This is a genomic window from Dolichospermum circinale AWQC310F (genome assembly GCF_000426925.1).
GTDB lineage: Bacteria > Cyanobacteriota > Cyanobacteriia > Cyanobacteriales > Nostocaceae > Dolichospermum > Dolichospermum circinale.
Window position 1 is genome coordinate 77,942 of record NZ_KE384666.1, and the last position, 19,906, is coordinate 97,847.

Annotated in this window: 23 protein-coding genes and 2 pseudogenes; 14 read left to right on the plus strand and 11 right to left on the minus strand. The window is 37.6% G+C overall.

All coding sequences use genetic code 11. The features are described from left to right. Positions 1 to 47 precede the first annotated feature (47 nt). Positions 48 to 1,678 (minus strand): annotated as a pseudogene (locus tag ACIR310F_RS21455) (alkaline phosphatase). 223 nt (positions 1,679 to 1,901) lie between these two features. Here ACIR310F_RS21455 and psb28 point away from each other — a divergent pair. Next, positions 1,902 to 2,237 carry a photosystem II reaction center protein Psb28 gene (gene psb28, locus ACIR310F_RS0103585; RefSeq protein WP_028082639.1) on the plus strand — a complete coding sequence of 112 codons (336 nt, stop codon included), beginning with the start codon at positions 1,902 to 1,904 and terminating at the stop codon, positions 2,235 to 2,237. A gap of 64 nt (positions 2,238 to 2,301) precedes the next feature. Then, positions 2,302 to 2,802 carry a MogA/MoaB family molybdenum cofactor biosynthesis protein gene (locus ACIR310F_RS0103590; RefSeq protein WP_028082640.1) on the plus strand — a complete coding sequence of 167 codons (501 nt, stop codon included), beginning with the start codon at positions 2,302 to 2,304 and terminating at the stop codon, positions 2,800 to 2,802. Here ACIR310F_RS0103590 and ACIR310F_RS0103595 read toward each other — a convergent pair. The 5 genes from ACIR310F_RS0103595 to ACIR310F_RS0103615 all read right to left on the minus strand — a co-directional run bounded on the left by ACIR310F_RS0103595 (position 2,786) and on the right by ACIR310F_RS0103615 (position 6,894). Then, positions 2,786 to 2,995 carry a Csu type fimbrial protein gene (locus ACIR310F_RS0103595; protein ID WP_028082641.1) on the minus strand — a complete coding sequence of 70 codons (210 nt, stop codon included), beginning with the start codon at positions 2,993 to 2,995 and terminating at the stop codon, positions 2,786 to 2,788. The two genes, ACIR310F_RS0103590 and ACIR310F_RS0103595, sit on opposite strands and share 17 nt — an antisense overlap. A gap of 463 nt (positions 2,996 to 3,458) precedes the next feature. Next, on the minus strand, positions 3,459 to 4,247 hold the full coding sequence (locus ACIR310F_RS0103600; RefSeq protein WP_028082642.1) for an ABC transporter permease: 789 nt from the start codon (positions 4,245 to 4,247) through the stop codon (positions 3,459 to 3,461). Positions 4,248 to 4,330: 83 nt separating this feature from the next. Continuing rightward, positions 4,331 to 5,311, minus strand: coding sequence for an ABC transporter ATP-binding protein (locus ACIR310F_RS0103605; RefSeq protein ID WP_028082643.1), 981 nt, complete (start codon positions 5,309 to 5,311; stop codon positions 4,331 to 4,333). A 146-nt stretch (positions 5,312 to 5,457) separates the two neighbouring features. Continuing rightward, positions 5,458 to 6,564 carry a phospho-N-acetylmuramoyl-pentapeptide-transferase gene (gene mraY, locus ACIR310F_RS0103610; RefSeq protein WP_028082644.1) on the minus strand — a complete coding sequence of 369 codons (1,107 nt, stop codon included), beginning with the start codon at positions 6,562 to 6,564 and terminating at the stop codon, positions 5,458 to 5,460. 90 nt (positions 6,565 to 6,654) lie between these two features. Then, positions 6,655 to 6,894, minus strand: coding sequence for a DUF3134 domain-containing protein (locus tag ACIR310F_RS0103615; protein ID WP_028082645.1), 240 nt, complete (start codon positions 6,892 to 6,894; stop codon positions 6,655 to 6,657). Between the two features lie 258 nt (positions 6,895 to 7,152). Between ACIR310F_RS0103615 and ACIR310F_RS0103620 the strand changes: the two genes are divergently transcribed. The 7 genes and pseudogenes from ACIR310F_RS0103620 to ACIR310F_RS0103650 all read left to right on the plus strand — a co-directional run. Further along, positions 7,153 to 7,740, plus strand: a complete 588-nt coding sequence (locus ACIR310F_RS0103620) for a PAP/fibrillin family protein (RefSeq protein ID WP_028082646.1) — start codon at positions 7,153 to 7,155, stop codon at positions 7,738 to 7,740. 211 nt (positions 7,741 to 7,951) lie between these two features. Continuing rightward, positions 7,952 to 8,161: a photosystem I reaction center subunit IV gene (locus tag ACIR310F_RS0103625; protein WP_028082647.1), complete on the plus strand. Its 210-nt coding sequence runs from the start codon at positions 7,952 to 7,954 to the stop codon at positions 8,159 to 8,161. A 266-nt stretch (positions 8,162 to 8,427) separates the two neighbouring features. Further along, on the plus strand, positions 8,428 to 9,261 hold the full coding sequence (locus ACIR310F_RS0103630; RefSeq protein WP_028082648.1) for a DNA-formamidopyrimidine glycosylase: 834 nt from the start codon (positions 8,428 to 8,430) through the stop codon (positions 9,259 to 9,261). Positions 9,262 to 9,547: 286 nt separating this feature from the next. Beyond that, the gene (gene ndhO, locus ACIR310F_RS0103635) at positions 9,548 to 9,763 is read left to right on the plus strand and encodes an NAD(P)H-quinone oxidoreductase subunit O (protein WP_028082649.1); all 216 of its coding nucleotides are present in this window, start codon (positions 9,548 to 9,550) and stop codon (positions 9,761 to 9,763) included. Between the two features lie 299 nt (positions 9,764 to 10,062). Beyond that, positions 10,063 to 10,335 (plus strand): hypothetical protein, encoded by a 273-nt coding sequence (locus ACIR310F_RS0103640; RefSeq protein WP_028082650.1) that lies wholly within the window; start codon positions 10,063 to 10,065, stop codon positions 10,333 to 10,335. A gap of 1 nt (position 10,336) precedes the next feature. Beyond that, positions 10,337 to 11,287, plus strand: a complete 951-nt coding sequence (locus tag ACIR310F_RS21460; protein WP_051289463.1) for a DNA-methyltransferase — start codon at positions 10,337 to 10,339, stop codon at positions 11,285 to 11,287. Position 11,288: 1 nt separating this feature from the next. Further along, positions 11,289 to 11,600 (plus strand): annotated as a pseudogene (locus ACIR310F_RS0103650) (DUF1802 domain-containing protein); the annotation flags it as partial. On the opposite strand, the gene ACIR310F_RS0103655 reads toward ACIR310F_RS0103650, so the two are convergent. Beyond that, the gene (locus tag ACIR310F_RS0103655) at positions 11,597 to 12,052 is read right to left on the minus strand and encodes an NADAR family protein (protein WP_028082652.1); all 456 of its coding nucleotides are present in this window, start codon (positions 12,050 to 12,052) and stop codon (positions 11,597 to 11,599) included. The pseudogene ACIR310F_RS0103650 and the gene ACIR310F_RS0103655 overlap by 4 nt on opposite strands. A gap of 564 nt (positions 12,053 to 12,616) precedes the next feature. Next, positions 12,617 to 13,666, minus strand: coding sequence for a sugar transferase (locus tag ACIR310F_RS0103660; RefSeq protein WP_028082653.1), 1,050 nt, complete (start codon positions 13,664 to 13,666; stop codon positions 12,617 to 12,619). A 197-nt stretch (positions 13,667 to 13,863) separates the two neighbouring features. Between ACIR310F_RS0103660 and ACIR310F_RS0103665 the strand changes: the two genes are divergently transcribed. Continuing rightward, complete coding sequence (locus tag ACIR310F_RS0103665; RefSeq protein ID WP_028082654.1) at positions 13,864 to 14,673, plus strand: 7-carboxy-7-deazaguanine synthase QueE; 810 nt, start codon at positions 13,864 to 13,866, stop codon at positions 14,671 to 14,673. A gap of 294 nt (positions 14,674 to 14,967) precedes the next feature. On the opposite strand, the gene ACIR310F_RS0103670 is transcribed toward ACIR310F_RS0103665, so the two are convergent. Further along, positions 14,968 to 15,612 (minus strand): DUF3318 domain-containing protein, encoded by a 645-nt coding sequence (locus ACIR310F_RS0103670; protein WP_028082655.1) that lies wholly within the window; start codon positions 15,610 to 15,612, stop codon positions 14,968 to 14,970. 67 nt (positions 15,613 to 15,679) lie between these two features. Next, positions 15,680 to 16,252 (minus strand): type III secretion system chaperone family protein, encoded by a 573-nt coding sequence (locus tag ACIR310F_RS0103675; protein WP_028082656.1) that lies wholly within the window; start codon positions 16,250 to 16,252, stop codon positions 15,680 to 15,682. A 109-nt stretch (positions 16,253 to 16,361) separates the two neighbouring features. On the opposite strand from ACIR310F_RS0103675, the gene ACIR310F_RS25175 reads away from it, so the two are divergent. Together ACIR310F_RS25175 and glpX are read left to right on the plus strand one after the other, a co-directional pair. Then, positions 16,362 to 16,580, plus strand: a complete 219-nt coding sequence (locus tag ACIR310F_RS25175) for a hypothetical protein (RefSeq protein ID WP_155963598.1) — start codon at positions 16,362 to 16,364, stop codon at positions 16,578 to 16,580. Positions 16,581 to 16,759: 179 nt separating this feature from the next. After that, complete coding sequence (gene glpX, locus ACIR310F_RS0103680) at positions 16,760 to 17,797, plus strand: class II fructose-bisphosphatase (RefSeq protein WP_028082657.1); 1,038 nt, start codon at positions 16,760 to 16,762, stop codon at positions 17,795 to 17,797. A 78-nt stretch (positions 17,798 to 17,875) separates the two neighbouring features. Here the strand turns inward: glpX and ACIR310F_RS25180 are convergent, their stop codons facing one another. Continuing rightward, positions 17,876 to 18,019 carry a hypothetical protein gene (locus ACIR310F_RS25180; protein WP_155963600.1) on the minus strand — a complete coding sequence of 48 codons (144 nt, stop codon included), beginning with the start codon at positions 18,017 to 18,019 and terminating at the stop codon, positions 17,876 to 17,878. 7 nt (positions 18,020 to 18,026) lie between these two features. Between ACIR310F_RS25180 and ACIR310F_RS0103685 the strand changes: the two genes are divergently transcribed. Next, the gene (locus tag ACIR310F_RS0103685; protein ID WP_028082658.1) at positions 18,027 to 19,313 is read left to right on the plus strand and encodes a glutamyl-tRNA reductase; all 1,287 of its coding nucleotides are present in this window, start codon (positions 18,027 to 18,029) and stop codon (positions 19,311 to 19,313) included. Positions 19,314 to 19,546: 233 nt separating this feature from the next. After that, positions 19,547 to 19,906, plus strand: a 360-nt coding sequence (locus ACIR310F_RS21465) for a DUF5131 family protein (protein WP_035367575.1), incomplete at its 3' end; no start/stop codon positions are given.

The window sequence follows — 19,906 nt, forward strand, 5'->3', positions numbered from 1 at the left end:
CTAATCTAAAAACTAATCTAAAAACTAATCTAAAAACTATTTTTTCCCTATTTCGTATTCCCTATTGCTTTTCGCTGAGTTTGATAAATGTGAATTTGGTCCACTAAACCCCCAATACCAGGAATATCATAACCATAAAGCCGGAAACCCTTACCCACAGAATTAGTTAAAACTTCTGAACCTTTACCTTGATAATACACAGGAACTGGACGATTCCCATGATTTCCCCAACCATATTTAATCTGAGGATTAGAACCCCAAAAATGAGCCGCTTTTATAGAATCAGATTCAGCGGTTAAAGCTTCTGCACCTTTTTCTTTGAGTAATTCAGAAAAGTTAGGATTTAAAGTCAGATAATGATCATGATCAGCAGTGACAATGAGCAGATTATTTTCCCAACCACCATTATTTTTAATCCAGTCAATTGTCGTTTTTACAGCTTTGTCAAAATCCAATACTGTCCCAATCATATTATCTAGATTATCATCATGGGCCGCCCAATCAATATCACCACCTTCTACCATTAACCAAAATCCATCTTTATCCTTCGATAAAACTGCTAAAGCAGCTTTAGTTAAATCATTGAGTGTGGGATTTTCATTAATTTCTTTGGCTATAAAAGATTTATCGGTTTCTCCAACCAGCAAAGGCCGAACTGTATCCGGGTTTTTTCCTTGAGAACCAAACAGAGAAAAAATACTCAAACCCGTATTACTATAATCTCCATTGGCCGTACTTACAGGTAGATTTCCCTCTTGTCCCCTAGCTCCATATAATCCTAACAGGCGATCGCCCCGATTTGGATCTAATTTAGCCGCAATCATCGCTAATTTTTCCGCCGCATCTTTTCCTCTTTCTAAAAATGTATAATTATAACGGTTTTGATTGGGGTTCTTACTCAACTCTGTATAAGTCGTTTTTGTGATATATTCAAATTTAGTCGGCGGTTCTACACCCGTAGGTAAAGGTTGACTATTAGCACCCGTAAGCGGATGACCACCACCTAAAATTACCGTTGGTTGATATATGCGAAGTTCCTGCTGGAGAATATTATCTAAGGTCGGGTAATCACCATCATATTTATTGCGACGATTAACATTAGCTGCTGCTGCTCCCGGTGTCGCATGATCTACAGGAACAGATGTCACAATCCCTGTACATTTACCATGATCAGCCGCAGTTTTCAGTATAGTTTCTAAGGGTTTTTCAAAAATATCAACGGAAATAGCGTTATTATAGCTTTTTACTCCCGTATACAAAGTAGTTGCTGTATTGGCCGAATCAGGATAACTATACTTAATATATTCGGGATCATTACCAGGTGTCCAAGGATTTATTCCCCCCGTTGAGGATCATAACCTACCAAATTACCGACCGCATTGGGATCAAGATTTTTCCCCCCTCCAGATGGTGTATTTCCGGGATTAAATTGCGGTTGGAATTTAAACCCTGGTAAAATGGGACTAGCGCCTGTAATCGGATTAGAACCAGATAATGCGGAGTTATTTGTGCTGAAAACCCCATTACCAGGAGCAATAGTCGTACCATAGGTGGTAGCGAGAGCGTAATTCTCCAGAGTTTGAAAACTTAGTCCTTCCCCCCGACCAGAATTGTAATTATATCCTTGCGCTATAGACCCAGCACGAGCCATTTCCCAGCCCATACCGTCCCCAATCATCAAGATCACGTTTTTAGTCTTTGTGACAGGTGTAGCCGCCTGAGAATTGTTAATCAGCGTGATTAATATACCAGCTACAATGATCAATGCTATAGATAATAAACGGCGTTTATATCGAAGTTGTGAACTAGATTTGATGACCATTGGTAAAATGCCTGTCATAAAATTACTCTATAATGAGAGAATACTAAAAAATGCAATCAAAACTTTAGATTTATTTATCATGGCCAAAATTCAGTTTGCTAGAGGTATTGAGGAAACAGTAGTTCCAGATGTCCGCTTGACAAGAGCAAAAGCAGGTGATAGTAGTACAGCAACATTTACTTTCACAAATCCTGATATCTTGGCACAAGACGGTAAAACCGAACCTACTGGACTTTATTTAATTGACGAAGAAGGGGAAATCAAGATTAGTGCAGTTCAGGGTAAATTTGTCAACGGTAAACCAGAATCTTTAGAAGCAGTTTATGTTATGCAGTCTAAAGAAGAATGGGATCGGTTTATGCGGTTTATGAATCGTTATGCTGAAGAAAATGGACTAGGATTAAGTAAATCTTAATTAGTCATTAGTCAGTAGTCAGTGGTCAGTGGTCATTGGTTATTGGCTAAAACGTAAAATATCTATGGAATTTCAACCACACCCCAATACACAGCAACTTTCTGTAAATTGTGCAGTTATTACCGTCAGTGATACCCGTTCCCCAGCTACAGACAAAAGTGGTCAATTAATTAAAGAACTACTTTTAGCTGACCATCACATCGTAGAGTTATATCAGATTATCAAAGATGAGTCAAGAGAAATTACAGCCCAGATGGAAGTTTTAGCTGAATATCCTTGTATCAACGCTGTAATTTTTAATGGGGGAACGGGAATTGCTCCCAGAGACACCACTTATGATACCTTAGAAAAGTTATTAGAAAAAACTTTACCAGGATTTGGGGAATTATTCCGGTTTTTAAGTTATCAAGAAATTGGTTCACGGGCTATAGCTTCCCGTGCTGTAGCAGGTATTTATAAAAATAAAATCATCTTTTCTCTTCCTGGTTCTAGTAATGCTGTCCGACTGGGTATAGAAAGATTGATTTTACCGGAATTGGTGCATTTAGTTAAACAGGTGAACTGAATAAACCGATACTAATCTTATTAGCACCAATCGGATCATAAGCACCAAAACTAATTAGACCTGTAGAAATAGTGCAATTATTAGCAACATTACTTGAGACAGTTAAATTACTTGTTGCTGTATCTGCCATGGCAGGAGCGGCAGAACCGACAGCGATGAATATGGCGGAAGCTAAGGCAAAACGACGAATCATGGTTTAAGTTCCTTTGTTGTTTACAAAAAAGTATTCAGTTAAAACAAAAATGTTTTGATAGACTATTTACTACTAGTATTTATTCTAATATCCTCCCCCCCCCGAAATAGTATAAATACTAATTTTAGTAAAAAATAAATATTTTTATTTGACCAACTAATACACAGCCATTAATGTGCTGCAAATACTTGATTTAGCTGCATTAATCACAAATAAACATTTACACATATTCCAAAAGTAAGTAAATAAAGTTACATTATATTGTAAAATCTATAAATAATGTATAAATTTATCTATGATAAATAAATGAAACAAAGCCAGGTAGCTAGGTAGGGTGTGTTAGCGACAGCGTAACGCACCATAATATATTTAATAGCACCAGTATATACTTATGATATAATTAAATATATAATAACGTAAATAGGAACGGATAAACCTCAAACCCTGATAAATTAAAACCGTATTAAGCCCCCATACCAGAATAGCGTTTTAAACCTTTACGCCATAAAAAACGATTAGCGCCTAAAAATACAAGAAACCAACCAATAATTGACAAAAATCCCCTAGTTAAATTTACAGGTAGTCCCACCAAAATACTCGCTGGGAAATTAATCATGTAGGGAAAAGGTGTTAACATAACTATGTTTCTGATATTTTCGGGAAAGACATCTAAAGGTGCTATTAAACCCGATAAAAATAGAAAAAACAACAACCATAAATTTTCTAAAGCTGCTGCTCTTTCTGTCCAAAATGCAAACATAGCAAAGGTATATTGAATGATAAATCTTAAAGCAAAAGCCATAATTGCTGCTAAGATAAATAAGCATAAATTACCTATATTAGGCAACCAGAAGGCTTGGGGATAGAGAACAAAAAAGAATGTGGATAAAAGTAATACAAAAGGCATACGAGCGACTCTTTCACCTAAATGATTACCAAGATGATGCCAAATTGGATCTAAAGGCTGTAATAATTTTAGAGAAAGTTTACCTTCTAATATTTCTTTTTCAAAGTCATAAATTACCCAAACTACACTAATTTGTTTAGTCAAGAAAACAGCGAAGAAATACCGAGCAAAATCCACAGGTTGAAACTCAAATTTACCACTTTCGGCTGCTTGTACCCAAATACCCATCATAATCATTGGTAGAGAACCTGCTAGAACCCATAGGATTAATTCTGACCGATATTCCAGCATATAAGCATAGTAAACTGACAGTAAAGTTAAGGCTTTTTTAATCGCTTTTTTCATGGTTATTTATGGGTAGAGGTGATAGGTTACAGGTTACAGTCCAGTCCCCTCCCCTTAGTAAGGGGAGGGTTAGGGTGGGGTTTTCAAATAAATCCTTTTTGAAAAACTCGGCCAATTACCTCTTCTACTGGTGGTTCTGTAACTGTTAAATCTACCACTGCTAAATCAGCTAAAATCCGGGATACAGTGTGAGTTAATGCTTCTTGCTGAACAATAAATCTCACCGCTCTTGCTTCTACCATTTGAACATCACCATAGGACATAAGTTGTGCTAATGGTAATGCTTGAGCTAATTCAACATAAATTTCTCGATAGGGAGCAAAACTTTCTAATAATCCATCTAAGCTACCATCATACATTAATTTTCCTTCGTGAATTAATAATACTCGTTGGCACAAAGCTGTAATATCAGCCATATAATGACTGGTTAATAATATTGTGGCTTGATAAAGTTGATTATATTCTTTTAAAAATTGACGTACTCCCACTTGAGCATTAACATCTAACCCTAAAGTTGGTTCGTCTAAAAATAAGACTTGGGGACGGTGTAAAAGTGCTGCTAATATTTCAGCTTTCATTCTTTCCCCTAATGATAATTTTCGCACCGGTTGAGTTAGTTTACCTTCTAAACCCAACATTTCTGTTAATTCCCCAACGCGACGCTGAAATTCTTTATCAGAAATATTATAAACTGCGGCGTTAATTTTGAGAGAATCTAAGGCGGGTAAATCCCAGATTAATTGCTGTTTTTGTCCCATGACTAAGGTGATTTTTTGGAGAAATGTTTCCTGACGACGAAAGGGAACAAATCCACCGACTTTGACTAGACCACTAGAAGGATGAATTAATCCTGTTAGCATTTTTAAAGTCGTAGTTTTCCCCGCACCATTAGGACCTAAAAAACCGACAATTTCCCCAGGTTCAATAGTAAAGGAAACATCTTTAACAGCTTTAATTAAACGATAATTACGACGAAAAAAGTGGGTAATTGTTCCTCTTATTCCTGGATTTTTAATTGCTACTGGATAGGATTTATTCAGATTTTCTGCAACAATAATTGACATAAGGGAATAGGTAATAGAGAATATTATATATTAAGTATTGCATAATTACGAGCTACAGCATCGAAAAAATAACCTGCAAATTTGGAGCCATCCAAATTTGCAGGTTTCGAGTTTATTTTCCTGAAAAATTCGATGATTAAATCTGCTTATTTTATGCTCATAATACAAACAAAAGCGAGAAAAGCAGCAATCATATAAAAAACTGCCACTACTTGTAATTCTGACCAACCAGTTAATTCTAAATGATGATGTAAAGGAGCCATTTTAAATAATCGCTTACCCTTACCGTCTGGTCCTTTGGTCGCTTTATAATAACTGACTTGAGCCATAACAGAAAGGGTTTCTACAAAGAAAATCCCACTTAGGATAAACAATGATACTAAAGAATTTGTCACCAATGCGACAGCAGCTAAAGCCCCACCCAGGGCTAAAGAACCAGTGTCACCCATGAAAACACTAGCTGGGTTACGGTTATAGGCTAGAAATCCTAAGCAGCTACCACTGACAGCAGCACAGAAAACCATCAAGTCGGGAGAAGTTGGGGCAATGATCACACCCAATGCGAAAATAGCGATCGCTACTGTTCCCGCTGCTAAACCATCCACACCATCTGTTAAATTAGTAGCATTGCTCTCCGCGACTAAGACAAAACCCGCTAGAGGCCAAAACAACAGTCCTAAAGGCAAGGATAAACCCGCCCAAGGCAAATGGATATTAGTTATGCTAAAATCACCTTTAAGCATGAGCCAGAAACAAAACAGTGCCCCAAAGATAACTTGTAAAGCCAATTTCGTCTTAGGAGATATGCCTTTATTTGATTTACGCCGCAAAATTTGCCAGTCGTCTAACCAGCCAATTAAACCGTAACTCAGAGTTAAAGCGGAAACGGCAACTACATCTTGAGAAAAGTTACATAATATACAAGCAACTACCACAGCCACAGGGATAAAAAATATACCCCCCATCGTTGGAGTTCCTGCTTTTTTTAAATGTGCTTGGGGTCCATCTTCCCGGATAATTTGACCGGTTTTTAGTGCTTGTAAAATAGGTATGACCCGTTGGCCAAGCACACCTACTATTATAGCACACAAAAAAAGAGGCAAGGTTAAGGAGGTAGTATACCAGGGATTCCTCTGCCCCACCCAATCTAAAATCAAGGAAGTTGTAGTTAGTAACATTGTTAGCATTGAGGCTAACCTAATTCCCGAAAAATTCAAACCTTGGTTAGGAGATAATTTAAACTTAGCGTCCACAAAAAAATTCCTTCACTCCACACTTACAAAAAACCTAAATCAAACAATATTGCCAATATTTTGGGTCGCTAGTTCCCAAAATACTCACACCTAATCTTCCTCAATAGTTATATCATCGTCGTCATCGTAATCAATATCACCAATTCCGTCGTCTGCAATCAGAAAATCGGATATTACTTCTACATCTTCGCGGGAGTCTGTTTCATGGACTTCACGGGCTATCAGTCGGCCACTCAGTCGTAACCAGTCTAACATGGAGGACTCCTGTTTGACGGGAATAACCGCTGCTCGCTGGTTTCTGGGTGCTTCGCGTAGGGGAGAATCTAACATATCAACAATCACACCTAAAGGTTTATCTAACTAGACATTAACAGTCTATCATTTGATACGAGTTATTTTATCCTTCATTCAACTCTTTAATTGCTTGATCCGAATTAAACAAAATTTTTATCCTTTCCTTGGAGTTATTCACTTAATTACGAAATAGTGGCTAAAAAGTCCAGATTTTAGAGTTGTATCCTTATAAATAGAGGACATTTATATCTCCTTGATACTGTTTAATTATGTATACTCTTGAGGTAAAAAACAATGATAGGTAAGTCAAATCTCATAGATATAGTTGCTGGCACAAATCGCGGTTTGTTGGTCAATGCAGCACAACAACAAGCTATTTTAGCAGCGATCGCTAACCTAGAAGATTTTAATCCTACACTACGTCCATTAGCTAGTAATTTACTAGAAGGTGACTGGCGACTACTATACACTACAAGCAAGGCTTTATTAAACATAGATCGTTTGCCATTTTTTCAACTCGGTCAGATTTACCAATGTATTCGGGTAGAAACTAACAGTGTTTATAACATAGCTGAGATCTATGGTATTCCTGCCTTAGAGGGATTAGTCAGCGTTGTTGCTAAATTTACACCACTATCACCATCTCGTCTACAAGTTAAATTCCAGCGTTCTATCATTGGTTTGCAGCGTTTAATTGGTTATACAACACCAGGAAATTTTGTCCAAGAAATTGAATCTGGACATTTTCAAAATAAATTAGCTTTTGATTTTCCCATTCAAAGTCAACAACAACAAGGTTGGTTAGATATCACTTATCTAGATGATGACCTCCGTATTGCCAGGGGGAACGAAGGTAGCGTTTTTGTATTGAGTAAGACATAAAACATTTTGCAAGAAGTCTTTGCCAACGAAGTTACACTATTGCGTCTACTATGTCAAGAGGTCATTGACAAGATTAACAACTCATTACCCATCAAAAGCGACCAATTTGACAAATAACTTAACAAAACCCAAGGACACGCCTCTGTTGTTGTAGAGTGAGAACAATCAGCCCTAATTTACGGCATTCATTCTTCAAAAGGGAAGATACATCATGGTTCAACGTGGTTCTAAAGTCCGTATTCTTCGTCCTGAGTCCTACTGGTTTCAGGAAGTTGGTACAGTCGCTTCTATTGAAAAAAGCGCCATCAAATACCCTGTAATTGTCAGATTTGACAAAGTTAACTACTCTGGTGTTAATACTAACAACTTTGCTGTAGATGAATTACTCGAAGTAGCAGCACCCGCTGCTAAAGCAAAGTAAACAACCGACAGGAGTTTGATTAAAAGTAGCCTACGCTAACAATTAATCATATCACCGGGACTTACGCAAGGTCTCACTGATAGTCTCCATGGCGTGGCCACAAATTCCATTCTCGCAGTAATTCACCAATTACCGCTACTTTCTTTGTGTTTTGCGTAAGTCCTGATTTGACTAGATTTTGGGCAGATGTTATCACTCAAATCTAGTTAAATCTCTTATCTATTAAGTCTTGACTTATACATTTTTTTAAAATATTATTTACTTTCATGCCTGAATTGCCCGAAGTTGAAACAGTCTGCCGAGGTTTAAATCAATTCACCCTGAATCGAGAAATTACGGATGGAAATGTCTTGCTAGAACGCACTATTTCCTATCCATTTTCTGCTAATGAGTTTATTGATAAAATTAAAGGCACTAACATAACTACCTGGCATCGTCGCGGCAAATATCTTCTCGCTCAACTTAGTTCCCATTCCTTTTTGGGTGTTCATTTGCGAATGACTGGTCAATTATTATGGGTAGAGCAAAATCAACCTTTACATAAACATACCAGAGTCCGCTTATTTTTGGGCGAAAGTCATGAACTGCGCTTTGTTGACCAGCGCACTTTCGGGAAAATGTGGTATGTTCCTGATCAGATGGCTGTAGAAAGCATTATTACAGGTTTAGCCAAATTAGCCCTTGACCCCTTTGATCCAGAATTTACAATAGAGTATTTTGCCAGTAAATTAAAAAAATCCCGTCGTCCTATTAAAACTGGATTATTAGATCAGTCCGTGGTGGCAGGATTAGGTAATATTTATGCTGATGAAGCCTTATTTAAAAGTGGTATTTTACCGACAACCCTTGGTATAGAATTACAAATTCCCCAAATTGAACTGTTGCGAATCGCTATGATTGAGGTTTTATCAGCTAGTATTGCCGTAGGAGGGACAACTTTTAGTAATTTTCTCAGCGTTCAAGGCGTTAACGGTAATTATGGCGGTGCTGCTTGGGTTTATAATCGGGCTGGCAAACCTTGTAAAATTTGTGGTAACATCATAGAGCGAATTAAATTAGGTGGTCGTTCTAGCCATTTTTGTTCTCATTGTCAAAAATAATCATGTTTTGCACCAAGACCCAAAGACTTCCCCAAAATTTGCCAATAAATAAAAAATAAAACCGCGAAAAAAGAGAATTAGGGAGTTGACAATGGCTTTGGAATCTGTTATAATGTAACAGACGAGGAAGAACTACGATATTATCAGATAATATATAAGAATTTGCTGCCCAGCGGTTGACTTGAAAATAGGCGGTTATTTGTTTTAGTGAAAGAAATTAGCCTTGGGTTAGAGTTACAAGATAAAATTTGCAGTGAAGGCGTTTATTTTGGAACGAAGGTAACTTATGGCTGTGAAAAAAGGGAATATGGTTCGCGCTATTCGGGAAAAGTTGGAAAATAGTCTGGAAGCTAAAGCTAGTGATTCCCGCTTTCCTAGTTATTTATTTGAGACTCAAGGGGAAGTTGTTGATATCAAGGGTGACTATGCTTTGGTTAAGTTTGGACGAGTACCAACGCCAAATATTTGGTTAAAATTAGAACAGTTGGAAGAGTTCGTTTAATCACTCTCAAGTCCTCTCCAGATCCCCGACTTCTTCAAGAGGTCGGGGATTTAATTACGTATATTTGCGGTTTATTTTTGTTTTCATAATTTTCAGCGATATGTGACGAATATTGAGAAAATTAACGATATTTTAGCTGTGGTTGCATAAAAAACACAATCCTTATTATAATAATTCAGTATAAATTAAAAATAAATTATGAACATTGAAAAATTATAAACGCGCTAATCAAGTACGAAAATATTTAGCTAAAAACTGAACCAGCTACAGAGGAAGCATCAAAGCGTAGATGTCCTTTTTTGTTAAATATACTTAATGCTTGTGGGATCATAGAAATTAACCGTTCAGATATTACAATCAAAAAATTAATGTTAATTCCCAATTTAGTTAAATCTATTAAAGATGAGGATGAAACATTAACTCAAACAAGATATGAAGCAGTAAAAGCAGCATGGCCAAATAATGCTAATATGTTGGATAATCACAATTTAAGTATTGTGCGTGAACTTTTTGGCAGTGATTTTTTAACAGAAAATTACCATTTAACTGATTTAGATTATATAGAGGTTTAATATGGGTAATCGTTCCCAAAATAATACAAAACATATTGGAATTAACGCTATAAAAAAGCGTGGGTTAGCTCATGCTTCTGAACAGATAATTTCAACGGAAAAACCAAAAAAAACGTTTCATAGTTCTCTAATTATGGATTGTTGTGATTTATTATCTCTCTTACCTGATAATTCAGTACAGTTAATTGTATGTGATCCACCATATAACATAAAATTAGCTAATTGGGATATACATGAAAATTATCTAAATTGGGCTTCTCGTTGGTTGCGAGAATCTGAGCGTGTTTTGTCAGAAACAGGAAATATAGTCATCTTTGGCGGATTACAATATCAAGATGAAGCTGGTTCTGGAGACTTATTAACATTAATAAATGATATGCGATTTAATAGTAAAATGCGATTGGTAAATCTCATTATTTGGAATTATCCAAATGGGATGAGCGCCCATCGTTTTTTTGCTAATCGTCATGAAGAAATCGCTTGGTTTGGAAAGACTTCAAAATACTATTTTGATCTAGATGCAGTACGAGAACCTTTTGATGAAGTGACCAAAATTGAATATATGAAAGATAAACGTTTACGTCCTGAAAGTGTTGAAAAAGGACGTAACCCCACTAATGTTTGGAAAATACCCAGATTAAATGGAAATTCTAAAGAGCGTGTAGGACATCCAACTCAAAAACCTCGTCAATTAATTCAGCGAATTGTTCGCTCTCTATCTTATCCTGGTTCAGTTGTTTTAGATTTTTTTGCTGGTAGTTGTGTGACTACAAGAGTGGCTATAGAAGAAGGAAGACATAGTATTGTCAGTGATATTGATCCCATTATTAGATCTTATTTAGTACAACAACTTGATATGATGGAATCAATACCACCTAATATTTTTGATGTAAAACCTGAATTTGAATTATTTGATATTCTTCCTCAATGTCATCCTATATTTTCAAGTTAATTTAGAACCGGGACAAATTGATGATAAAATTAACGAATATATTGCTAAAATAGAAAAAGAGATAAAATTGCGATCGCATATTATCCAACTCGTCAAAAGACATCTAGAAAAAACAGGTGCTAAAGATGCTCAAGTTGGTAATCTTTGTATAGCATATCTTTATGATCATCCACCACAAAACCTAGAAGACAGAGAATTATATGATATTCTCATAGAACTATCATCACCATTAACAGGATATTTGGGAAGAATTAAAGAAGATTTTTGGAAAAAAGATCGCTTTTATTATCTCCGGGATTTACCAATTAATTAAAAATAACTAATTCTCCGTATTTCCCCACGTACACTCATCAGAATTTTACCCAGGTAATTTTCCCCAGTACCATCAGCACCACAGCCCCAAAAATAGTCTATAGGTGAATCCTCTATTAAGATATTATCACCTGTTAATAACAATATCTCCCTAATATCAGCATGAGTCATAAACTTTTGTAGTACCCCAACCCGCATAACTTGAGTTTTTACCAATTCCCAATCTAGACGCAGACAACGAGAATGACAACGCCCTAAAGCAGCAGCTTGTTCAGGAGTAGCAGCAGCGTGAATTAAAGGTATAATTGGAGCATCTGGACTACCAACAAACTTTTGTGCTTGATAATAATGTTCAACAGTTGGCCAGTAAGTACCTTCGATATTAATACCGTGAGCGGAAAAATTAGAAAAACAGCCATAGGGGTCGGAAACCTTATAAAAGTAAATAGTCATGGGAAAAATTCTCTTTTATACTAAATTAGCAAAATTAGCCATGATCAAAATAAATAATCGGAAATAATAGGTATAGATACTGGGAATTTTCAATATTTAATATTTAATAAAAATCAAATAATAATCAGAATATTTTTCTCAACTACCCGAATTTTTTAGTTCATCATTGTCAGGACTTACGCAACTGGCGCATTGGTAAGGTGCGTCAGATATCAACAATCTGTTTATTTACAGGATTTATACAATCTGACGCACCCTACAACAGATTTTTGGTGTGACACTTGCGTAAGTCCTAATTGTATTGTCTTTTCCCAATTACCTATTACCAGCCTCAACAGATATGATAAGCGTTCAACCGGACATGATATCAAACATCCTTATAGACAAAAATAAGCCCAAGCCGATTTATGACTTGGGTAAATAAAATGAATTTTGTGCAATCACGTCCAGGGTATAACAAAATAAATTATACAAAGTATGAGTGGCATTTGGGTAGGTTAGAGTCGGGGTAAAGGACAAAAACAGGACGGGAGAAATCAAATGTGGGGAATTTTGACAGCAAAATTAAACAGCCCCACTGTTTTTATGAAATAAAATGGTGATAGTTTTGAGAATCAACTTTAAATCGTAAACTAAACTCCAGTTTTTTTGATATTGTAGATCTAAACGAATCACGTCTTCAAAACTACGCACTTGAGAACGTCCCTTAACTTGCCATTCACCAGTCATACCAGGTTTAACGTCTAAACGTTGCCATTCTGGTACTTCGTAGCGTTCCACCTCATCGGCTGTAGGTGGTCGAGTTCCCACTAAACTCATTTCACCTTTGAGAACGTTCCAAAATTGCGGTAATTCATCGAGACTGGTACGACGTAACAGTTTACCCACTTTGGTAATTCTGGGGTCATGATCATTTTTAAAGAAAGCACCTTCCACTTGATTTTTGATTTGGGATTTTTTAGCTTCCGCATCTACACACATAGACCGAAATTTCCAAATAGCAAAACGTTTACCCATCCAACCACAACGGGTTTGCTTAAAGAAAATTGGACCGGGATCGTCAATTTTAATAGCGATCGCTATGGGTATAAACAAAATAGATGTAATTACTAACCCAACCAATGATCCGACAAGGTCAATGGCCCGTTTCATCCAAGAAGCCACGGAAGGATGAGTTTGCGGAAGTGGGTCTACTTTTCGAGAATTATTTTTTCCTGTATCTATCAGGTCATCGTTTGCTACTGGTGATAAGTTCTGAAGAGACTCAATGGGAAACACTTGATCTAGTCCTGTTAGGTCTAAAACTGCCATGACCTGGGGAGTAACATAACGCAGTGTCATTAAAATCCCCTTTTCCTGGGAATTTTTGAAGTTACTGACTAGAGAACCTAAACCACTACTATCCATAAAGGTAGTATTTTGGAAATCAATGACAATTTGCCGAGGTGGTGAATCTGCTTGAATTAGGTTTTGGTAAGTTTCCTTAAAGCTGATAGCTTCAAGCACGGTCAACCTCGCTGGTACTTGCAAAATTGCTACATCTTCGAGGTAAGTAACTAAAAATTCTACTGGTATGGTTTGGCTACTCATGAAGCTCTGCACTTTAGTTGCCATCTAAAATCTAATCTGCTAAATGTGATTTGGTCTTAAAAAATAATTAACCTGATTTTTAATCTGTATGATGAATTACAAATGGGTAGATTTTTAAATATCAGCGAGAAGATCATTAATCAAGCTTCACAATAGAAGAAACTGACAAAATTCTTGCTGTTGTAAATAAGCGAATCCTCCCGTTACTTCATATCATCATCATGACCACTAAAAATAAAGTTAACTCGACTGCACGCCTAATCGAAGTCTTTTCTGCCATTCAAGGGGAGGGGCTGAATGTGGGGACGCGTCAGATTTTTATCCGTTTTGCTTTTTGTGATCTGCGTTGTTATTTTTGCGATAGCGCCCACACCTGGAATGCACCCCCTAGCTGCCAAATTGAGTCTTCCCCTGGATTACGAGATTTTGAAGTTCATCCAAATCCCGTTGAATCATCTACATTGTTGGCATGGATTGCCAGACAAAACCTACCTTTTGTTCACGATAGCATTAGCTTGACTGGAGGAGAGCCTTTGCTTCATGCAGTATTTTTGGCGGAATTTTTGCCCGCAGTGCGATCGCTAACTAGTTTACCAATTTATTTGGAAACCGGCGGACATCGCCCAGAAAATTTGGCAATAATTCTCCCCTATCTAGACTCTGTGGGCATGGATTTGAAACTACCCAGTGTCAGCGGTGAAACTTATTGGTCAGAACATACAAAGTTTCTTCAGTTATGCTCTAACTCTAAGTTAGAAGTATTTGTAAAAATAATTGTTTCCCAAAGTACAGTTGTTCAGGAGTTAGAACGGGCAGCTTTGTTAGTTGCCCAAGTCAGTGAGGATATTCCGGTATTTTTACAACCTGTTACCCCTTTACCCGTTGCCTCTTTAGCTGCTCAAAAATTTAGTTCTGTGGTCATGGTAGCACCAACTCCAGACCAGGTTTTAGAATGGCAAGTTTTGATGAAAAGATTTGTTAAACAAGTGCGTGTGATTCCCCAAACTCATAAAATGTTGAATCAAATGTAGAATTTAAAAAGTTTTCATCAAGAAAAAAATAAAGTTTATTGATTCTATAAAACTGTGGCCAAGTAATTAGGTAAACGGAAAAAACCAACACAAGTAACGAAAAGTAAAGTTGCCCAAAACCTATTTCCTGTAACCTATTTCCTGTAACCTATTTCCTGTAACCTATTTCCTGTAACCTATTTCCTGTTCCCTGTTCCCTGTTCCCTTGTCATAACGACAATTTTTAACGCCAACCTACTTAATTAAATATCTTTGTGGGTTGGGTGTTGCCCACCCCACTAACTGCTTGTGATTTTAGAGTTCACCAGCGTCGCCATTTCTAGATTTAGATTTAGCTTTGTTAGCACTGCGTTTAAGAGCAGAAAGTCTAGCTTCATATCGAGAACGCTGACGCTTGCTAGGAGTGTTTTCAACTAAGGTTTTTAAGGCACTACCAAGACTTTTATAAGCGTTAGGTAAACTATAACCAAAGCGGGTTGCTAGAGCGATCGCTTTTTCGTCAGCATCTAGCAATTCTTTAATTTGTTTGTCCCCATTATTTTTTTGGTATAGTCGCCAACCGGAAACGCCACATAGAGCTAAAGCTAATACTAGTAATAATCCATCTTGTACCCACAATTCACCCACTGCACCACCTAAACCAATGGCCAGTGCGGCCATTTCCCAACCATCTTTAGGAATGGTGTCATTTTGAACACGAGCCACTTCGTGCCAAAACAGCAAATTACGCTGATCCATTGCCAGAGCATCCCATTTTACCAAGTCAATTTGAATTTCCACTTGGTCTTTGCCGATTTCTTCGCAACGAATCAGAGGTGGATTAACCTCAGTTGTGCCTTCAACCGTTACCCAACTTTGTAATTCTGGCGGTAGTAAACTTTTTAACCGCCGAAGTTCACTCATTTCCGCTTTAGCAGAGGAAGTTGCATAGGATGTCATAAAAATCCAGCCCTACAAAATTTCTTTTTTGTATATGATTAGGTTATCACTTTCTAGTTTAGCGATTTCAGTAGTTATCCTCTGATTCATCGGCAAAACTACCTCGCTTTTTGCGCGCTTCCATGGCTTTTTCTAGGAGTTCTAATAATCCAGGAGCTTGTTCTTGAATACTCAACAATAATCTTTCTCCTAAGTCTATATTTCCCGGATCTTCTCCTGTTTCCATTACTTCCTGCAAACGCGGCACAGCAATGCTATCCACAATTTGGATTAATCCGCTCAGACAACGGTTAAATTGTCTTTCGGTGAGCATGGAGTCCTCCAGGGGAAATTCAATGATAGCGCGGATTTCACCATCGGTGGGATCGTATTCCCATTGCAGCATTTTGGTTTCCCAAGAAATAGCCAGCATGGTTTGCAGGATGGCGTTTTTGTGGGGATGGTCTTTCACTTCCGCTAAAACTTGAGGCGCAAATAACCGGAAAAATCTGCCTTCTTCGTCCAATTGGACAACTATCAGGAAATCTTCTAGGTTTTGAGCTTCAACACCAGTAATAATCCGGTCTTCTTCTTCATCAAAACGGTATTGCCAACCAAGATTATCTAGATACTTGGCTATCTGTGTGAGATTTGCTGCCATAAAAGCCTCGTAAGGAACAGTGGGGAGGCTGTCACCAAAATTATTGTAACCTGGTGGAGGCATTTACTCAATTGGTACAGTCAGTCAGTTGGTGTGAAAAATTGTGGTGATGACAAGGGAACAGGGAACAGGGAACAGGGAACAGGGAACAGGGAACAAGGAATGTTACAGTGAGCTTGTCGAACTGCTCAGTGCATCGCAGGGAAGAGGGAACAGGCTTCGCAGTGAGCTTCAGCCGAACGGTTTTCGGCAACTTTACTTTTCGTTACTTATGTCGGTTTTTTTCCGTTTACCTACTTACTTGGGTTTTTTCGGCCTTTCTACTTGATTTTTGCCCAACTCGGTCAATATAACTGGATGAAAAAATCTTCTGTTGAGTTTTAGTTGCAAAACTTAACACAGTTATCAGTCAAGTCTTTTTTCCATCTGTATCCGCACTTTGGTAGACTTAAAAACTGAAATAGCTAAAAAAAACGTACTTGACAAGTAATTTAGAGGGCAGATTCCGTGGAAAATACTCTTGGGTTAGAAATTATAGAAGTAGTTGAGCAAGCTGCGATCGCTTCTTCAAAATGGATGGGTAAGGGCGAAAAAAACATTGCTGACCAAGTAGCTGTGGAAGCTATGCGCGAACGGATGAATAAAATCCATATGCGCGGTCGCATTGTCATCGGTGAAGGTGAACGGGACGAAGCTCCTATGCTTTACATTGGTGAAGAAGTGGGTATCTGTACCAGACCAGATGCCGCTAATTTCTGTAATGTTAATGAACTAGTAGAAATTGACATCGCTGTTGACCCCTGCGAAGGTACTAACCTGGTTGCTTATGGTCAAAATGGCTCCATGGCGGTTTTGGCAATTTCTGAAAAAGGCGGTTTATTTGCTGCTCCTGACTTCTACATGAAGAAACTGGCAGCGCCCGCTGCCGCTAGAGGTCATGTTGATATTAACAAATCCGCTACAGAAAACCTAAAAATCCTTTCTGAATGCCTAAACCGGGCTGTGGAAGAATTAGTAGTTGTTGTTATGGATCGTCCCCGTCACAAAGAACTAATTCAAGAAATCCGCACCGCTGGCGCCAGAGTTAGACTGATCAGCGATGGTGACGTTTCTGCTGCTATCTGTTGTGCTTTTGCTGGTACTAATATTCATGCGTTAATGGGTATCGGTGCTGCTCCCGAAGGTGTGATTTCAGCTGCGGCTTTACGTTGCTTGGGTGGACACTTCCAAGGACAATTAATCTACGATCCAGAAGTTGTCCAAACTGGTTTAATTGGTGAAAGCAGAGAAGGTAATCTAGCCCGTTTAAATGAAATGGGTATTACTGATGGTGACAAGGTTTATAACGCTAATGAATTAGCTTCTGGTGAAACGGTGTTATTCGCCGGTTGCGGTATCACTCCTGGGACTCTGATGGATGGTGTGCGTTTCTTCCACGGTGGCGCTAGAACCCAAAGCTTGGTTATTTCCAGTCAATCTAAAACCGCTCGCTTTGTGGATACAGTTCACTTGTGGCAAGAACCCAAGACTATCCAACTACGGTAGTAATTAGTCAGTAGTCAGTGGTCATTGGTTCATTGTTATTAGTAGTCTGTCAAAGTAAATTTGATAGGTTGTGAAAATCTAAAAACTTTGTATTTTATAGTTTTTGGTCAATTTATATCTGTCAATCAGTTCTTGATAGTCTACTAACAACTGACAACTGACTACTGACAACTGACTACTGACTACTGACAACTGACTACTGACAACGAACCTATTACCCATTTAAGAAATGAATATTGCAGTGGTGGGGTTAAGCCATAAAACAGCCCCAATAGAAGTTAGAGAAAAATTAAGTATTCCCGAAGCTCAAATCGAAGAAGCGATCGCTCATCTTCTCAGTTATCCTCATATTGATGAGGTTGCTATTCTCAGCACTTGTAACCGCCTAGAAATTTATATTGTCAGTCAGGAAACTACTCAAGGGATTCACGAGGTTACTCAGTTTCTTTCTGAACATAGTAAACTACCTATAGTCTCTCTGCGTCATCATCTGTTTATATTGCTCCATGGTGATGCTGTAACACATATTTTACGGGTTGCATCTGGTTTAGATAGTCTCGTCTTAGGTGAAGGCCAAATTTTAGCTCAAGTTAAACATACTCATAAACTCGGACAGCAATTTAATGGCATCAAAACCATTTTAAATCGGTTATTTAAACAAGCCCTCACCGCCGGTAAACGAGTTCGTACGGAAACTAGTATTGGTACTGGTGCTGTTTCCATCAGTTCGGCAGCAGTAGAATTAGCGCAGATGAAGGTAAAAAATTTATCTAATTATCGCGTGTCTATTCTGGGTGCTGGGAAAATGTCCAGGTTACTTGTACAACACCTGATTTCTAAAGGTGCAAGTCAAATTAGTATTGTTAATCGTTCCCGTGGAAGGGCTGAAGAACTAGCAAATTTGTTCCCAGAACAACCTATACAAATCCATTTGCTGCCAGAGATGATGTCAGTTATTGCCGAAAGTAATATAGTATTTACTAGCACTTCATCAACAGAACCCATTCTTAATCGGGGTAAGTTAGAAATGGTACTAGAACCAAATCAACAATTAATGTTATTTGATATTTCCGTACCTAGAAACGTAGATGCAGATGTTAATGATTTGACTAATGTTAAAGCCTTTAATGTTGATGACTTGAAAGCAGTTGTCGCGCAAAATTATGAAAGTCGCCGCCAAATGGCGCAAGAAGCTGAGAAGATATTAGACGAGGAAGTAGGGGCTTTTGAGGTGTGGTGGCGGAGTTTAGAAACTGTTTCTACAATTAGTTCTTTACGCAATAAAGTAGAGACTATCCGCGAACAAGAATTAGAAAAAGCTTTATCGCGCTTGGGTTCAGAATTTAGCGAAAAACATCAAGAAATCATTGAAGCTTTAACACGGGGAATAGTTAATAAAATTTTGCATGATCCCATGGTGCAATTACGCGCCCAAGAAGATGTAGAAGCGAGAAGACGATGTATGCAAACTTTACAAATGTTATTTAATTTGGATGCAGAGGAGCAATTTAGCTGAAATTGGCAAAAAATAGGGAGAAATAATGCCATTGCGGCTAAAAATCCCTGTTTTGCTTTGGCCTTGGCTTTGATACTTTTGGTTATGGCAGAAACAGAGCTTGTTTTGCCATAATATTCAAACATAAGGCTTATTTGTTATACTTAGCAAGCTTTATAAAATTTTTTTGCTCAGATACTGCATATTCTGTACTCAGAATCCAAAATTTATTACTCTTTAAGGTCTAAATCATTATGTCTAGTATAAATACGGGTATTGAGTGGACAGATAAAACTTGGAATCCTACAACTGGTTGTAACAAAGTTAGTCCAGGTTGTGTACATTGCTACGCAGAAGCTATTACTAAACGCTTTCCTAATAACTTTAAAAATGGATTTGATTTAACTCTATATCCAGAAAGATTGACAGAACCTTTAAAATGGCGTACTCCCAGTAGAATCTTTGTTAATTCCATGAGTGATCTTTTTCATGAAGAAGTACCTTTAGATTTTATTCACAAGGTATTTAAAGTAATTCAGGCTACACCTCATCATATATATCAAATATTAACAAAAAGACCTGAAAGATTAGTTGAATTAGCGCCACATCTAGAG

What these genes read in the sequence shown, in the direction of transcription:
- ACIR310F_RS25180 (WP_155963600.1), bottom strand. Translation starts at nt 18,019, where the DNA reads ATGGGTAATAGGTTCGTTGTCAGTAGTCAGTTGTCAGTAGTCAGTAGT.
- ACIR310F_RS0103660 (WP_028082653.1), bottom strand. Translation starts at nt 13,666, where the DNA reads ATGGCAACTAAAGTGCAGAGCTTCATGAGTAGCCAAACCATACCAGTA.
- ACIR310F_RS0103600 (WP_028082642.1), bottom strand. Translation starts at nt 4,247, where the DNA reads ATGAAAAAAGCGATTAAAAAAGCCTTAACTTTACTGTCAGTTTACTAT.
- ACIR310F_RS0103605 (WP_028082643.1), bottom strand. Translation starts at nt 5,311, where the DNA reads ATGTCAATTATTGTTGCAGAAAATCTGAATAAATCCTATCCAGTAGCA.
- ACIR310F_RS0103655 (WP_028082652.1), bottom strand. Translation starts at nt 12,052, where the DNA reads ATGACTATTTACTTTTATAAGGTTTCCGACCCCTATGGCTGTTTTTCT.
- ACIR310F_RS0103620 (WP_028082646.1), top strand. Translation starts at nt 7,153, where the DNA reads ATGATAGGTAAGTCAAATCTCATAGATATAGTTGCTGGCACAAATCGC.
- ACIR310F_RS0103670 (WP_028082655.1), bottom strand. Translation starts at nt 15,612, where the DNA reads ATGACATCCTATGCAACTTCCTCTGCTAAAGCGGAAATGAGTGAACTT.
- ACIR310F_RS0103595 (WP_028082641.1), bottom strand. Translation starts at nt 2,995, where the DNA reads ATGATTCGTCGTTTTGCCTTAGCTTCCGCCATATTCATCGCTGTCGGT.
- psb28 (WP_028082639.1), top strand. Translation starts at nt 1,902, where the DNA reads ATGGCCAAAATTCAGTTTGCTAGAGGTATTGAGGAAACAGTAGTTCCA.
- ACIR310F_RS0103685 (WP_028082658.1), top strand. Translation starts at nt 18,027, where the DNA reads ATGAATATTGCAGTGGTGGGGTTAAGCCATAAAACAGCCCCAATAGAA.
- ndhO (WP_028082649.1), top strand. Translation starts at nt 9,548, where the DNA reads ATGGCTGTGAAAAAAGGGAATATGGTTCGCGCTATTCGGGAAAAGTTG.
- ACIR310F_RS0103630 (WP_028082648.1), top strand. Translation starts at nt 8,428, where the DNA reads ATGCCTGAATTGCCCGAAGTTGAAACAGTCTGCCGAGGTTTAAATCAA.
- ACIR310F_RS0103615 (WP_028082645.1), bottom strand. Translation starts at nt 6,894, where the DNA reads ATGTTAGATTCTCCCCTACGCGAAGCACCCAGAAACCAGCGAGCAGCG.
- ACIR310F_RS21460 (WP_051289463.1), top strand. Translation starts at nt 10,337, where the DNA reads ATGGGTAATCGTTCCCAAAATAATACAAAACATATTGGAATTAACGCT.
- ACIR310F_RS0103665 (WP_028082654.1), top strand. Translation starts at nt 13,864, where the DNA reads ATGACCACTAAAAATAAAGTTAACTCGACTGCACGCCTAATCGAAGTC.
- ACIR310F_RS0103590 (WP_028082640.1), top strand. Translation starts at nt 2,302, where the DNA reads ATGGAATTTCAACCACACCCCAATACACAGCAACTTTCTGTAAATTGT.
- ACIR310F_RS0103675 (WP_028082656.1), bottom strand. Translation starts at nt 16,252, where the DNA reads ATGGCAGCAAATCTCACACAGATAGCCAAGTATCTAGATAATCTTGGT.
- ACIR310F_RS0103625 (WP_028082647.1), top strand. Translation starts at nt 7,952, where the DNA reads ATGGTTCAACGTGGTTCTAAAGTCCGTATTCTTCGTCCTGAGTCCTAC.
- ACIR310F_RS25175 (WP_155963598.1), top strand. Translation starts at nt 16,362, where the DNA reads ATGACAAGGGAACAGGGAACAGGGAACAGGGAACAGGGAACAGGGAAC.